Consider the following 13985-nt stretch of genomic DNA (forward strand, 5'->3'; position numbering starts at 1 on the left):
TGACCGCGATATTCACAGGCGTCGACTCGTCCACAGTTATCGACCAAGATCCACATGTTTTTCCGGATCGCTGCACCGTGATTCCTGTGCGCACGCTCGCCGCGAGTTCACCCCCCGGTTCCGTTTGCCGGGTCGCGCACGGCCGGTTTCCGTCGGCCGCTCAAAGGAGAACCGCTTGCCGGCTCTTCGCACATCCGGGAATCGCGGGGCCGCAAGGGCTGCGCGAGAGATGCAGCAAAGGGGACGAACATGTCCGGAACCATCACCCACGATCCGCCGCCGCCCAGCGAAGGAGGTCGGCCGGGCGCACCGCTGATCGTCACCGAGGACGCCGGGCTCCTCGACGACCTGCTGCGCCTGTGCGCGGCGGCCGGCGCCACACCGGAGGTCCATCACACGGTGCCGGAACCGAGGGGCAGCTGGGAGGCCGCACCGCTCGTCCTGGTCGGGGACGACGCCGCGCGACGGGTACGCGGGGCGGCGCGCCGGCCGGGAGTGGTGCTGGTCGGCCGCGACCAGGACGATTCCGGTGTCTGGCGGCGGGCCGTCGAGATCGGTGCCGACCACGTCCTGATGCTGCCCGACGGCGAACAGTGGCTGGTCGACCGCATCGCCGACGTGGCCGAAGGCGTCGGACGGCCCGCCCTGACCGTCGGCGTCATCGGCGGCCGGGGTGGCGCCGGAGCGTCCACGCTCGCGTGCGCGCTCGCCGTCACCTCCGCGCGTGAGGGACTGCGCACCCTCCTCGTGGACGCCGATCCACTGGGCGGAGGGCTCGACGTGGCCCTCGGGGGCGAGACGGCCACAGGGCTGCGCTGGCCCGCGTTCGCCGCGTCGCACGGCCGGGTCGGCGGCGGTGCCCTGGAGGAGTCGCTGCCGGAACTGCACTCACTGCGGGTGCTCAGCTGGGACCGTGGCGACTGTCTCGCCGTACCGCCCAGGGCCGTACGCGCGGTGCTCACCGCGGCACGGCGCGGGGGCGGCACCGTCGTGGTCGACCTGCCGCGCCGCGTCGACGACGGTGTCGCCGAGGTCCTCGCCCAGCTCGACCTCGGGCTCCTCGTGGTCCCCGCGGAACTGCGCGCCGTCGCGGCGGCGGGCCGCGTCGCCTCCGCCGTGGGCATGGTCCTGCGTGATCTGCGGGTGGCGGTACGCGGGCCCTACGCGCCGGGACTGGACGACCGTGAGGTGGCCCGGCTGCTCGGACTGCCCCTCGCCGGAGACGTGCCCGTCGAGCCCGCCCTGCAGCGCCCGTACGAGGCGGGGCGGCCGCCCGGGGCCTCGGGCCGGGGCCCGCTGGCCCGCTTCTGCAGGGAGTTCTGGGAGCGGGCGCTGGTGGAGGCGAGGGCGGCATGAAGAGGTCGGCGACGAGCGGGGCGGTCATGCCTCCCGGCCTGCTCGACGGGGTGCGGCGGTGGCTGGCCGAGAGCGGGGCCGAGCCGACGCCCGCGCGGGTGGCGCAGGCGCTGCGGGACCAGGGGAGGGTGCTCGGTGACGCCGAAGTGCTCGGAGCGGCCGAGCGGTTGCGGTCCGAGCTGGTCGGCAGCGGGCCGCTGGAGCTGCTCCTGTCCGAGCCCTCGGTGACCGATGTGCTGGTGTCGGCGCCGGACCGGGTCTGGATGGACCGGGGCCGGGGGCTGGAACTGACCGAGGTGGCCTTCCCCGACGAGACGGCCGTCCGCCGCCTCGCCCAGCGGCTCGCCGCCGTGGCCGGCCGGCGCCTGGACGACGCCCGGCCCTGGGTCGACGCGCGGCTGCCCGACGGGACCAGACTGCACGCGGTGCTGCCCCCGGTGGCCGTCGGCTGCACCTGCCTGTCGCTACGGGTCGTACGACCGCGCGCCTTCACCCTCGACGAGCTCGTGGCGGCCGGCACGGTCCCGCCGGGCGGGGACCGCGTGCTGCGGGCACTGCTGGACGCACGGCTGTCGTTCCTCGTCAGCGGGGGGACCGGCAGCGGCAAGACGACCTTGCTGAGCGCGCTGCTGGGGCTGGTCGGGCCGGACGAGCGCATCGTCCTGGCCGAGGACTCGGCGGAACTGCGGCCGGATCATCCGCACGTCGTGCGCCTGGAGACCAGACCCGCCAACCAGGAGGGCGCGGGCCTGGTCACCCTCGAGGACCTGGTGCGGCAGGCGCTGCGGATGCGGCCGGACCGGCTGGTCGTCGGTGAGGTGCGCGGTCCGGAGGTGGTTCATCTGCTGGCCGCCCTCAACACGGGCCACGACGGTTCGGGAACGGTCCACGCCAACGCCGCCGCCGACGTACCGGCCCGGCTGGAGGCGCTCGGCACGGCGGCCGGACTCGACCGGTTCGCCCTGCACAGCCAAGTGGCGGCCGCCCTCTCGGCGGTGCTGCACCTCGTGCGCGACCGGAACGGGCGGCGACGGATCGCGGAGGTGCACGTGCTGGAACGGGACCCGTCGGGGCTGGTGCGGACGGTGCCGGCGCTGCGGTGGGGCCCGCGGGCCTTCACCCGGGAGCGGGGATGGCAGTACCTGCGGGAGCTGCTCCGGAACGCGAACGCCGACGGACCGGGCGAAGGGATCGGGGGGTGAACGTGACGACCGGGGTGTCGACGGGGGCGGCCGTGATGTGTCTGGTGACCGCTGCCTGGCTGCTGGGCGGCGGACGTGCCGGGGCCGGGCGGGCGCGACTGCTGCTGGCCGGCCGAGGCGCGGTGGGCGGCGGACCACAGGAGTGGCTCCGGACGGCCCGCGTGTGGGGACGGGTGCGCGGGCGGCTGCGGGCCGAATGGTGGTCGTTGGCCGCAGGCCTGGTGCTGGCGGTGCTGGGCGCGTCGCCGCTGCCGGTCGTCGCGGGGGCGGCCGGGGTGTTTTTGCTGAGGCGGGTGCGGCGGGCCGCCGGAGAGCGCCGCGCGCGGGAGGGCCGCGGCGACGCGGTGATCGCGTTGTGCCGGGCGCTCGCCGGGGAGGTGCGCGCCGGACGGCAGCCGGGTGAGGCGCTGCTGCCGGCCGCGCGGGACTCCGGCGGGCTCGGTGACATGCAGGCGACGGTGCTGGCGGCGGCGCGCTTCGGCGGGGACGTCCCGGAGGCGCTCGCGGAGGCGGCGCGGCAGCCGGGCGCCGAAGGACTGCGGGGACTCGCCGCCTGCTGGCGGGTGGCGGTGGACCGGGGAGCCGGACTCGCGGCCGGGCTCGACCGGCTGGAAGCGGCGCTCTGCGCCGAACGGGACCAGCGGGCCGACCTGCGGGCCCAGTTGGCCGGCGCTCGCGCGACGGCGGTGCTGCTCGCCGGGCTCCCGGTCGTGGGGCTGGCGCTCGGTGCGGCTCTCGGCGCCGATCCGCTGCACATCCTGCTGCACACATCGTCGGGACTGGTCTGTCTGGCGGCCGGCGGGGTGCTGGAGGGCCTGGGGCTGTGGTGGGCACTGCGGATCATGCGGGGCGCCGAGGCGGTGACGGCATGAGCGGGGACCTCGTCCACAGGCTGGGGGCGGTGGTGGGGACGGTGTTCGCACTCGCCTGGCTGGCGGGACGGTGGGGCCGCGCGCGGTGCGAGCGGAGGGCACGGCGGCGACTGGCCGAGGTGCTCGCCCTGGAACGGACGACGGCTGCCCCGCGCCTCATGCTGCCGCCTACCGCGCGGAATTGGCTGCCGTACGCGGGCGTGGCGGGGGCCGGATGGGTGCTGGTGGGCGGTCTCGCCGGAGCGGTGGCGGGGTCGGCCGTGGCGGCCGGACTGTGGTGGTGGCGCCTGCGGCAGACGGCGGCCGCTCCGCACACGCGGGGCCCCGGCACCGCCGGGGCGCAACACCGGCTGCCGCTCGCCGCCGATCTGCTGTCCGCCTGCATCGCGGCGGGCGCCGGCCCGGTACTCGCCGCGCAGGCCGTCGGAGAGGCCTTGGGCGGGCCGGTCGGGGAGGCTCTGGCGCGGGGCGCGGCGGAGGTGCGGCTCGGTGGTGAACCGGCCGAGGCATGGCACCGGCTGGCGTCGGTACCGGGCGCCCGGCCCCTGGCCCGGCTGCTGGAGCGGGCCGATGTGTCCGGGCTCCCCCTGGCAGTTCCCGTGGCCCGGCTCGCCGCCGAGGCCCGCGCGGAGTGGACCCGTGCGGCGACGGCACGGGCCCGGCGGGCGGCCGTCATGGTCAGCGCGCCGGTGGGGCTGTGCTTCCTGCCCGCGTTCATCGCGGTCGGCGTGCTGCCCGTGGTGATCGGGCTCGCGGGCGGGCTGCTGGGAGGCGGTGGTGCCTGACGGGAGACGACCGACGGAAGCGGCAGAACACGACAACACGAGATCAGTGCAACTTCTCCTCAAGGGGTTTGAGATGTATCAGGCGGTACGGGCACGACTGCGTGCCCTGGTGTGCAGGGTGCGTACGGCAGGGAGGGACGCCGGAATGGTGACTTCGGAGTACGCGATGGGCATCGTGGCGGCGGTGGCCTTCTCCGTCGTGCTCTACAAGGTGGTCACCAGCGGACCGGTCGCCGCGGCGCTGCGGAACATCGTGCAGCAGGCACTCGATGGCCGGGTGTGAGCGGCGTGCGGACCGCGGGTTCGTGACGGCGGAGTCGGCCATGGTGCTGCCCGTGCTGGTGATGTTCGCGACGGCGCTGGTCTGGGGCCTGCTGTTGATGGCGGCGCAGATCCAGTGCGTGGACGCGGCGCGCGCCGGCGCCCGCGCGGCGGCGCGGCAGGACCCCCCTGACGCCGTCGTCGAGGTGACCCGGGCGGCGGCACCGCCCGGCGCGAGGGTCACGGTGAGCCGGGAGGCCGAGCAGGTCCGGGTGGTCGTCGAAGCCAGGCCCCTGGTCCTGCACGGACTGCCCTTCGACCTGCGGGAGGAGGCCGTAGCCGCGGTGGAGGAGACGGTGGGGGCGGCGACGTGAGGGCCCGGCTCCGGGAGGGGCGGCCGGCAGACGGCCGACGGCGCGCGCGGTGTTCCGACCGGGGGTCGGCGACCGTCTGGAGCGTCGGTGCGATCGCCGTGCTGTGTGTGGTGTTCGGCGCCGTCCTCGCCCTGGGGCACGCCGTCGTGGTCCGCCACCGGGCCGCCGGCGGCGCGGATCTGGCGGCGCTCGCGGCGGCGGACCACTGGACGGAGGGCGGTACGGAGGCCTGTGCCCGGGCGGACCGGGTGGCCCGGGCGCAGGGCACGCGGCTCGTACGGTGCGTGATCACCGGTGAGGTGTCGGACGTGTCGGTGGCGTCGGGCCGGGTGCCGTTCGCGGCGGAGATCAGGGCCCGAGCGGGTCCTGCCGGCCCGGTGGAACCACCGTCCCGGGTACCGGCCCCGGCTACGCCTCAGCAGTCCCGGACGCCCCGGTCGCACCCCCCGTCTCCGCCGGCGCGCCCTCCAGCAGCACCGTGAGGAGTCGTACCGCGCCTCGCTTGTGAAGGGGATCGTTGCCGTTGCCGCACTTGGGGGACTGGATGCAGGAGGGGCAGCCGGCGTCGCACTCGCAGGAGGCGATGGCCTGACGGGTGGCGGTGAGCCAGGCGCGGGCGGTGTGGAAGGCGCGTTCCGCGAAGCCCGCGCCGCCCGGGTGGCCGTCGTAGACGAAGACCGTGGGCAGCAGCGTGTCGGGGTGCAACGGGATCGAGACGCCGCCGATGTCCCAGCGGTCGCAGGTCGCGAAGAGCGGCAGCATGCCGATCGAAGCGTGCTCCGCGGCGTGCAGCGCACCGCCGAGGACCTCCGGGCCGATCCGGGCCCGGTCCAGCTGGTCCTCGGTGACCGTCCACCACACCGCGCGGGTGCGCAGGGTACGAGGAGGGAGGTCGAGTTTCGTCTCGCCCAGCACTTCGCCGGTGACGACCCGCCGGCGCAGGAAGGAGACCACCTGGTTGGTGACCTCGACGGAGCCGTAGCACAGGCGGCCGTCGCCCCACGGGACCTCGGTGTCCGTCTCCAGCACGGAGACCGACGTCGTGTCCCGGGCCACCGTCGTGTAGGTCGGGGTCGCCCGCTCGACCAGGGCGACGGAGTCCTCCAGGTCGAGCGAGCGGACGAGATACGTCAGGCCCTGGTGCAGGTGGACCGCGCCCTCGTGGACGCTCGTGTGCGCCGCGCCCGCGTCGACCGTGCCGAGCAGCCTGCCCGTACCGGCCTCGACGACCTGGACCGGCCTGCCGCCCTGCCCCCGGATGTCGGTCAGGTCGGCGGCCCGCTCGCGGCGGGTCCAGTGCCAGGCCCTGGCCCGCCGGCGCAGCAGCTTCGCGGCCTCCAGCTGGGGGAGCAGGTTCTCGGTGGCCGGGCCGAACAGGGCCAGGTCCTCCTCGGTCAGCGGCAGTTCCTCGGCCGCCGCGCACAGGTGCGGGGCGAGCACGTACGGATTGTCGGGGTCGAGGACGGTGGACTCCACGGGCCGGTCGAAGAGGGCCTCGGGGTGGTGGACGAGGAAGGTGTCCAGGGGGTCGTCGCGGGCGACCAGGACGGCGAGGGCACCCTGCCCGGACCGTCCCGCGCGCCCGGCCTGCTGCCACAGGGAGGCCCGGGTGCCCGGATAGCCGGCGATCACCACGGCGTCCAGGCCGGAGACGTCCACACCGAGTTCGAGGGCGTTCGTCGCGGCGAGGCCGAGCAGTTCGCCGGAGTGCAGGGCGCGTTCCAGGGCGCGGCGCTCCTCGGGGAGGTAGCCGCCCCGGTACGCCGCCACCCGCCGGGCCAGCGAGCGGTCGACCTCGGCGAGGCGTTCCCGGGCGATCACGGAGATCAGCTCGGCGCCGCGCCGGGAGCGTACGAAGGTGACCGAGCGGATGCCCTGCACGGTGAGGTCGGTCAGCAGGTCGGCGGCCTCGGCGGTGGCCGTACGACGGACCGGTGCGCCCTTCTCGCCGTGCAGCTCGGTCAGCGGCGGCTCCCAGAGGGCGAACACCAGTTCACCGCGGGGCGAGGCGTCGTCGGCCACCTCCACGACCGGCAGGCCGGTGAGGCGGCGGGCGGCGACCGCGGGCTCGGCGGCGGTCGCGGAGGCCAGCAGGAACACGGGCGAGGCGCCGTAGCGGGCGCACAGGCGGCGCAGCCGGCGCAGTACCTGGGCGACGTGCGAGCCGAAGACGCCCCGGTAGGTGTGGCACTCGTCGACGACGACGTACTTCAGCGACTTCAGGAAGGAGGACCAGCGGGGGTGGGACGGCAGGATGCCCCGGTGCAGCATGTCCGGGTTGGTCAGCACGTAGTTGGCGTACTGGCGGATCCACTCGCGTTCCTCGAACGGAGTGTCCCCGTCGTGGACGGCCGCGCGCACCGAATGGCCCAGTGGCTGTGAAAGTTCCTTCACGGACCTGCACTGGTCCGCCGCGAGGGCCTTCGTGGGGGCGAGGTACAGAGCGGTCGCGCCGCGGCCGTTCGGGGCCTGTGCGCCGTCCAGGAGCGTGGACAGGACGGGCACGAGGTACGCCAGGGACTTGCCGGACGCGGTGCCGGTGGCGACCACGACGGACTCGCCGTCCAGGGCGTGCTCGGCGGCGCGTGCCTGGTGGGCCCAGGGGTGTTCGACGCCCGCGGCCCGCACGGCGGCGAGGACCTCCGGGCGGATCCGGTCCGGCCAGACGGCATGGCGACCCGCGCGCGGGGGCAAGTGCTCCGTATGAGTGATGCGCGAAGCCCGGCTCGGTCCGGACGCGAGCCGGTCCAGGACCGCGCCCGGGGCGGGCCCGGACGGGAGGTCCGTCGGGGGTCGATCGGATCGGTGATTCTTGGCCATCGGCACCGAGTGTGTCACTGGCGTGACGGACAATGGGGCCAAGGCGTCGTGCACGCCTGCCGGTAAGTGATTGAATGCCATCGCGGCTGGCGAACCGTCCCGGGGGCTGAGCCGAGATGCCCCAAGGGCGACCGCTCGATAGCTAGGTGCTGGAGGATCCGTGGACCTGTCCCTGTCGACCGAGACCATGGGCGATCGCACGATCGTCAGGGTCGGTGGCGAAATCGACGTATATACCGCGCCCAAGCTGCGCGAGCAGTTGGTCGAGCTGGTGAACGACGGCAGTTTCCACCTTGTCGTCGACATGGAGGGCGTGGACTTCCTCGACTCCACCGGACTCGGCGTGCTGGTCGGCGGCCTGAAGCGCGTCCGTGCCCATGAGGGCTCACTGCGCCTGGTCTGCAACCAGGAGCGTATTCTCAAGATCTTCCGCATTACCGGCCTCACCAAGGTGTTCCCGATCCACACCTCGGTCGAGGAAGCGGTGGCGGCCACCGACTGACCACCCCGTTCCCGGGCCGCGTGCCCGGGCGGCGGAAGAGAACCAAGAGGAGGGCCGGGCTTTCGGCGGCCCTGCCTCTCCACAGCACGCCCGTAGTCGCGAGGGGGATGCATGGCCACCGTCGAACTCCGCTTCAGCGCGCTGCCCGAGCACGTCAGGACCGCCCGGCTCGTGGCGGCGGCGGTGGCGCGCAGGGCCGGAGTGGACGAGGCCGTCCTCGACGAGGTCAGGCTCGCCGTCGGTGAGGCGTGCAGCCGGGCCGTGGGGCTGCACCGGACCGGCGGTATCTCGGCACCCGTGAAGGTGCTGCTGATCGAGGAGGAGAAGCAGTTCTCCATCGAGGTCGGCGACGAGGTGCCCCATGCGGTCCCCGGCGAGCGGGCGCCCGGTGAGGCGCCGGGCGACGCCGACGCGGAGACCGAGGAGGACGAGATGGGCCTCGCGGTCATCAGTGGACTCGTCGACGACGTCGAGGTCAGCGCGGGGGAGCACGGCGGGTCGATCCGCATGAGGTGGCCCACCGTGCCGCCGGCCACCCTCCTCACCTGACCGGTTCACCCGTACGCCGACTGTTTTTCCCGAAGGGCCCCACCAGTGGGGCCCTTCGGCATGTGCGGGTGCCAGTGCCCGCGCTTACAGTGGTCTCGTGCGGTTGATCGCGTGAATTGATTCACGACCGGCCGTGCCCTGGAAATGCGATCACGTGAATGCTCCAAAGGCATTACCGATTTACGGTCGCCGGTCGTGCAGGCGATCATTGCGGAGGAGTGAGTGCAGGAAATTTACATTTCGCGCGCTCTGTTTTGATCGGCTTCCGGTACCTACAATCCCGTCCACATCTTGAGCTCAGCCCAAGCGTCAAGGAGGACGAATGGCGGGGCTTTCCCTCATACAAGAGCCGGGACCGTCCACATCCCTCGCGGCCGCCGTGCTGACCGACGGCAACCGCCTGCTCGTGGTGGTCATCGGCGCCGTTGCGCTGGCGGCGCTGGCGGTCGCGGGAGTCCTGGTGCGCCAGGTTCTCGCGGCCGGCGAGGGCACCGACGGCATGAAGAAGATCGCGGCAGCGGTCCAGGAGGGCGCGAACGCCTATCTGGCCCGTCAGCTGCGCACCCTCGGTGTATTCGCCGTGATCGTATTCTTCCTGCTCATGCTGCTGCCCGCGGACGACTGGAATCAGCGTGCCGGACGGTCGGTGTTCTTCCTGATCGGAGCGGCTTTCTCGGCGGCCACCGGATATATCGGTATGCGGCTTGCCGTGCGCAGTAATGTGCGGGTCGCTGCGGCGGCGCGCGAAGCGACTCCGGCCGAGGGCGAGCCGGAAAAGGATCTCGCCGCCGTCTCGCACAAAGCGATGAAGATCGCTTTCCGCACGGGCGGTGTCGTCGGCATGTTCACCGTCGGCCTCGGTTTGCTGGGCGCCTCCTGTGTGGTGCTGGTGTACGCGGCCGACGCCCCGAAGGTGCTCGAGGGGTTCGGTCTCGGGGCCGCGCTGATCGCGATGTTCATGCGGGTCGGCGGAGGCATCTTCACCAAGGCCGCCGACGTCGGCGCCGACCTGGTCGGCAAGGTCGAGCAGGGCATTCCGGAGGACGATCCGCGCAATGCCGCGACCATCGCCGACAACGTGGGCGACAACGTCGGCGACTGCGCCGGAATGGCGGCCGACCTGTTCGAGTCGTACGCCGTGACCCTGGTGGCCGCGCTGATCCTGGGCTCGGCGGCGTTCGGCGACGCCGGGCTCGCCTTCCCGCTGCTGGTGCCCGCCATCGGTGTCCTCACCGCGATGGCCGGCATCTTCGCGGTGGCCCCGAGGCGTGCCGACCGCAGCGGCATGAGCGCGATCAACCGGGGGTTCTTCATCTCCGCGCTGATCTCGCTCGTCCTGGTCGCGATCGCCGTGTTCGTCTATCTGCCGTCGTCGTACGCCGACCTCGACGGCGTCACCGACGAGGCGATCCTCGGCAAGGACGGCGATCCGAGGATCCTCGCGCTCGTCGCGGTGGCCATCGGCATCGTGCTCGCGGCCCTCATCCAGCAGCTCACCGGCTACTTCACCGAGACCACCCGGCGTCCGGTGCGGGACATCGGCAGGACCTCGCTCACCGGCCCGGCCACCGTGATCCTCTCCGGCATCTCGATCGGTCTCGAATCCGCCGTCTACACCGCCCTATTGATCGGACTCGGTGTGTACGGGGCGTTCCTGCTCGGCGGTGCGTCGATCATGCTGGCGCTGTTCGCGGTGGCGCTGGCCGGCACCGGACTGCTCACCACGGTCGGTGTGATCGTCGCGATGGACACCTTCGGCCCGGTCTCCGACAACGCGCAGGGCATCGCCGAGATGTCCGGCGACATCGAGGGCGCGGGCGCCCAGGTGCTCACCGACCTGGACGCGGTCGGCAACACCACCAAGGCCATCACCAAGGGCATCGCGATCGCCACGGCCGTACTGGCGGCGGCGGCGCTGTTCGGCTCGTACCGGGACGCCATCACCACCGGCGCCCGGGACGTGGGCGAGCGGCTCAGCGGCGAGGGCGCGCCGATGAGCCTGATGATGGACATCTCCCAGCCCAACAACCTCGTCGGCCTGATCGCGGGCGCGGCGGTCGTCTTCCTCTTCTCGGGGCTGGCGATCAACGCGGTGTCGCGGTCGGCGGGTTCGGTGGTCTACGAGGTGCGGCGGCAGTTCCGGGAGAGGCCCGGGATCATGGATTACAGCGAGAAGCCGGAGTACGGCAGGGTCGTCGACATCTGCACCAAGGACGCCCTGCGCGAGCTCGCCACACCCGGTCTGCTCGCCGTGATGGCGCCCATCTTCATCGGGTTCACGCTCGGCGTCGGCGCCCTGGGAGCCTTCCTCGCGGGCGCGATCGGCGCGGGCACGCTGATGGCGGTGTTCCTCGCCAACTCCGGTGGCGCCTGGGACAACGCGAAGAAACTCGTCGAGGACGGCCACCACGGCGGCAAGGGCAGCGAGGCCCATGCGGCCACCGTCATCGGCGACACCGTGGGCGACCCCTTCAAGGACACCGCCGGACCCGCGATCAACCCCCTGCTGAAGGTGATGAACCTGGTGGCGCTGCTCATCGCGCCGGCGGTCATCAAGTTCTCCTACGGCGCGGACGAGAGCGTCGGGGTGCGGGTGCTCGTCGCGGTTCTGGCGCTGCTCGTGATAGTCGGCGCGGTGTACGCGTCCAAGCGGCGCGGCATCGCGGTGGAGGGCGAGGGCGACTCCGAGCCGGAGCCCAAGTCGGCCGATCCGGCGGTGGTTTCCTAGAGCCGGACCGCGGACGCCGGATCAAGGTGCGGGCGGGTGGCGCGTATTGACGCGTCGCCCGCCCTCTCCCTGCGCGCGGGACCGATGCCGTGAGCCTTCTCTCGCGTGGTGCAAATGGCTTCAAAAGCCCCTTACCGGATGTTCGGCGGGTGGGTGTGGGCCGTCCGGCGTGTATGTTCCGGGGCCGAAGGCCATGGAAGGGACCAATCCGGTGAACAAGAAGCTCGCGGCCGCACTGTCCGGCGGTGCGGTACTGGTACTGGCGCTGACGGGATGCGGCGGCGACGACAACGACGAGAAGCTGGACGCCTGGGCGAAGCAGGTCTGCGACGCGGTGCAGCCGCAGGCGGCGAAGATCAAATCGGCCAACGCCGCGATCCAGAAGGAGACCTCGGACAACAGCACGCCGGAAGAGGTCCAGAAGGCCGACTCGAAGGCCTTCCAGGACATGTCCGACGCCTACAAGGCGATCGGTGCCGCCGTGAACAAGGCCGGGGCGCCGGACGTCGAGGACGGGGAGAAGAAGCAGACGGACGCGGTCAAGGAGCTCAACAGCATCTCCGCGTCGTACGCCTCGCTGAAGAAGCAGGTCGACGGCCTCGACACGGAGGACCAGGCGGAGTTCGCCGACGGTCTGAAGGACATCGCCGCCGAGCTGGACAAGCTCGGCAAGAGCGGCAGCGACGCACTCAGCACGCTGGAGGAGGGCGAGGTCGGCGAGGCGATGTCCCGGCAGCCCAGCTGCCGGACGGCCACCGCGACGGCGGGCGCCACCAAGAGCTGACGCCGGGCCTGCGGCCGCGGGACGCGCCGGGTGGGGGCGGCGGCGACAATGGAGGGCGTGAGTGACGCCAGCCTGCCGCCCCTGCCCTCGTCCGACCGCCCCGAAGCCGCCGCCCGGCTGCGGGACGCACTGCTCGGAGCCTCCTTCACCGCCGACGGACTGCTCGAACTGCTCGGCGCTCCCGCCTACGCCGCGCTGGCCCGCAGCGAGACCGTGCCCGCCCTGAGGGCCACCCGCGGGGACACGCCGCTGGAGACGCTCGTACGGCTGTTCCTGCTGCAGCAGCCCGTGCCGCACGCGCGCGTGGCGGACGTCCTGCCCGTCGACGTCTGCCTGGAGAGCGGATGGCTGACGCGCGCCGGCGCGGACGGTCTCACCGCGACCGTGGACGTACGGCCGTACGGCGGGCCGGGCGGCGAGGACTGGTTCATCGTGTCCGACCTCGGGTGCGCGGTCGGCGGCGCCGGGGGCATCGGCAGCCACGACGAGGGGGTCGTGCTCGGCGTCGGCGGGGCGTCCACGACCCTGGCCGGCATCACCGTCCGCACGCCCGTGGCCTCCGCGCTCGACCTCGGCACCGGCTCCGGCATCCAGGCACTGCACGCCGCCCGGCACGCCACGCGCGTGACGGCCACCGACGTCAACCCGCGCGCCCTGCACATCACCGCCCTCACCCTGGCCCTCTCCGGGGCCCCGGCCGCCGACCTGCGCGAGGGCTCGCTGTTCACGCCCGTCCGGGACGGCGAGACGTACGACCTGATCGTGTCCAACCCGCCCTTCGTGATCTCGCCCGGCGCCCGGCTCACCTACCGCGACGGCGGGATGGGCGGGGACGATCTGTGCCGCACGATCGTTCAGGAGGCGGGGGAACGGCTGAACGAGGGTGGGTTCGCGCAGTTCCTCGCCAACTGGCAGCACGTCGAGGGGGAGGACTGGCAGGACAGACTCAGGTCGTGGGTGCCCCGCGGGTGCGACGCCTGGATCGTGCAGCGCGAGGTGCAGGACATCACCCAGTACGCCGAACTGTGGCTGAGGGACGCGGGCGACCACCGCGGTGACCGGGCCGCGTACCGGGCGCGGTACGACGCGTGGCTGGACGAGTTCGAGGCGCGCAAGGTGAAGGCGGTCGGCTTCGGCTGGATCACCCTGCGCAAGTCGGGTTCCGCCGCGGAGTCGGTCACGGTGGAGGAGTGGCCGCACCCGGTCGAGCAGCCGCTCGGCGAGACGGTCCGGGCGCACTTCGACCGGCTCGACTACCTGCGGACGCACGACGACGCGGCGCTCCTCGAAGCGCGCTTCGCGCTGGCCGCCGAGGTGGTGCAGGAACAGGTCGGGCTGCCCGGCGCCGAGGATCCGGAGCACGTCGTGCTGCGGCAGAACCGCGGGATGCGCCGGGCCACCAAGGTGGACACGATCGGCGCGGGCTTCGCGGGCGTGTGCGACGGCACCATGGGCGCGGGCCGGATCCTGGACGCCATCGCCCAGCTCCTCGGCGAGGACCCGGTGCTGCTGCGCGACCGGACGCCGGCCCAGATCCGGCTGCTGGTGGAGCAGGGCTTCCTGGAGCCCGTCGGCTGACACGGGCGGCGGCGGTCTCCGGGCACCCCGGCGGGCCGGGCCCCACGGGTCACGTCACTGCCTCGTGTCGCGTCTTTCACGCCGGCCACAGCCTCCCGCCCGGCCCTTTCACATCGATCCGGAATTTCCGTGAAAGGGCCCCCGGGCCGGTTTCCGGACACTTGCCCGGGCCCG

The 13985-nt window shown here is 73.1% G+C and carries 13 protein-coding genes; 12 read left to right on the top strand and 1 reads right to left on the bottom strand.

Features of this window, described 5'->3' with window-relative positions:
• Positions 1-249 precede the first annotated feature (249 nt).
• The 7 genes from ssd (at position 250) to ACFY3N_RS09230 (ending at position 5332) form a co-directional block, all read left to right on the top strand.
• Positions 250-1356, top strand: coding sequence for a septum site-determining protein Ssd (gene ssd / locus ACFY3N_RS09200; RefSeq protein ID WP_390815958.1), 1107 nt, complete (start codon positions 250-252; stop codon positions 1354-1356).
• A complete protein-coding gene (locus ACFY3N_RS09205; RefSeq protein ID WP_390815959.1) occupies positions 1353-2558 on the top strand; it encodes a TadA family conjugal transfer-associated ATPase in 1206 nt (401 codons plus the stop codon). The genes ssd and ACFY3N_RS09205 overlap by 4 nt, the downstream gene beginning before the upstream one ends.
• A 35-nt stretch (positions 2559-2593) precedes the next feature.
• On the top strand, positions 2594-3430 hold the full coding sequence (locus ACFY3N_RS09210) for a type II secretion system F family protein (RefSeq protein ID WP_390816072.1): 837 nt from the start codon (positions 2594-2596) through the stop codon (positions 3428-3430).
• The gene (locus tag ACFY3N_RS09215; protein ID WP_390815960.1) at positions 3427-4215 is read left to right on the top strand and encodes a type II secretion system F family protein; all 789 of its coding nucleotides are present in this window, start codon (positions 3427-3429) and stop codon (positions 4213-4215) included. Before ACFY3N_RS09210 ends, ACFY3N_RS09215 begins: the two co-directional genes overlap by 4 nt.
• Positions 4216-4288: 73 nt before the next feature.
• The gene (locus ACFY3N_RS09220; RefSeq protein WP_390815961.1) at positions 4289-4498 is read left to right on the top strand and encodes a DUF4244 domain-containing protein; all 210 of its coding nucleotides are present in this window, start codon (positions 4289-4291) and stop codon (positions 4496-4498) included.
• On the top strand, positions 4485-4850 hold the full coding sequence (locus ACFY3N_RS09225) for a TadE family type IV pilus minor pilin (protein ID WP_390815962.1): 366 nt from the start codon (positions 4485-4487) through the stop codon (positions 4848-4850). Before ACFY3N_RS09220 ends, ACFY3N_RS09225 begins: the two co-directional genes overlap by 14 nt.
• Positions 4847-5332, top strand: a complete 486-nt coding sequence (locus tag ACFY3N_RS09230) for an Rv3654c family TadE-like protein (RefSeq protein ID WP_390815963.1) — start codon at positions 4847-4849, stop codon at positions 5330-5332. Before ACFY3N_RS09225 ends, ACFY3N_RS09230 begins: the two co-directional genes overlap by 4 nt.
• Here ACFY3N_RS09230 and ACFY3N_RS09235 read toward each other — a convergent pair.
• On the bottom strand, positions 5259-7751 hold the full coding sequence (locus tag ACFY3N_RS09235) for a DEAD/DEAH box helicase (protein WP_390815964.1): 2493 nt from the start codon (positions 7749-7751) through the stop codon (positions 5259-5261). The genes ACFY3N_RS09230 and ACFY3N_RS09235 overlap by 74 nt on opposite strands.
• 79 nt (positions 7752-7830) lie before the next feature.
• On the opposite strand from ACFY3N_RS09235, the gene bldG reads away from it, so the two are divergent.
• The 5 genes from bldG to ACFY3N_RS09260 all read left to right on the top strand — a co-directional run bounded on the left by bldG (position 7831) and on the right by ACFY3N_RS09260 (position 13811).
• Positions 7831-8172, top strand: a complete 342-nt coding sequence (gene bldG, locus ACFY3N_RS09240; RefSeq protein ID WP_003991900.1) for an anti-sigma factor antagonist BldG — start codon at positions 7831-7833, stop codon at positions 8170-8172.
• Between the two features lie 111 nt (positions 8173-8283).
• Positions 8284-8721: an ATP-binding protein gene (locus ACFY3N_RS09245; RefSeq protein WP_390815965.1), complete on the top strand. Its 438-nt coding sequence runs from the start codon at positions 8284-8286 to the stop codon at positions 8719-8721.
• 322 nt (positions 8722-9043) lie between these two features.
• A complete protein-coding gene (locus tag ACFY3N_RS09250; protein ID WP_390815966.1) occupies positions 9044-11449 on the top strand; it encodes a sodium-translocating pyrophosphatase in 2406 nt (801 codons plus the stop codon).
• Positions 11450-11642: 193 nt separating this feature from the next.
• On the top strand, positions 11643-12233 hold the full coding sequence (locus ACFY3N_RS09255) for a small secreted protein (protein ID WP_390815967.1): 591 nt from the start codon (positions 11643-11645) through the stop codon (positions 12231-12233).
• A 48-nt stretch (positions 12234-12281) separates the two neighbouring features.
• The gene (locus tag ACFY3N_RS09260; RefSeq protein ID WP_390815968.1) at positions 12282-13811 is read left to right on the top strand and encodes a methyltransferase; all 1530 of its coding nucleotides are present in this window, start codon (positions 12282-12284) and stop codon (positions 13809-13811) included.
• The last annotated feature ends 174 nt before the right edge of the window (positions 13812-13985 follow it).

Origin of the sequence: Streptomyces sp. NPDC000348 (assembly GCF_042898795.1) — a bacterium.
In the GTDB taxonomy this organism is placed as follows: Bacteria; Actinomycetota; Actinomycetes; order Streptomycetales; family Streptomycetaceae; genus Streptomyces.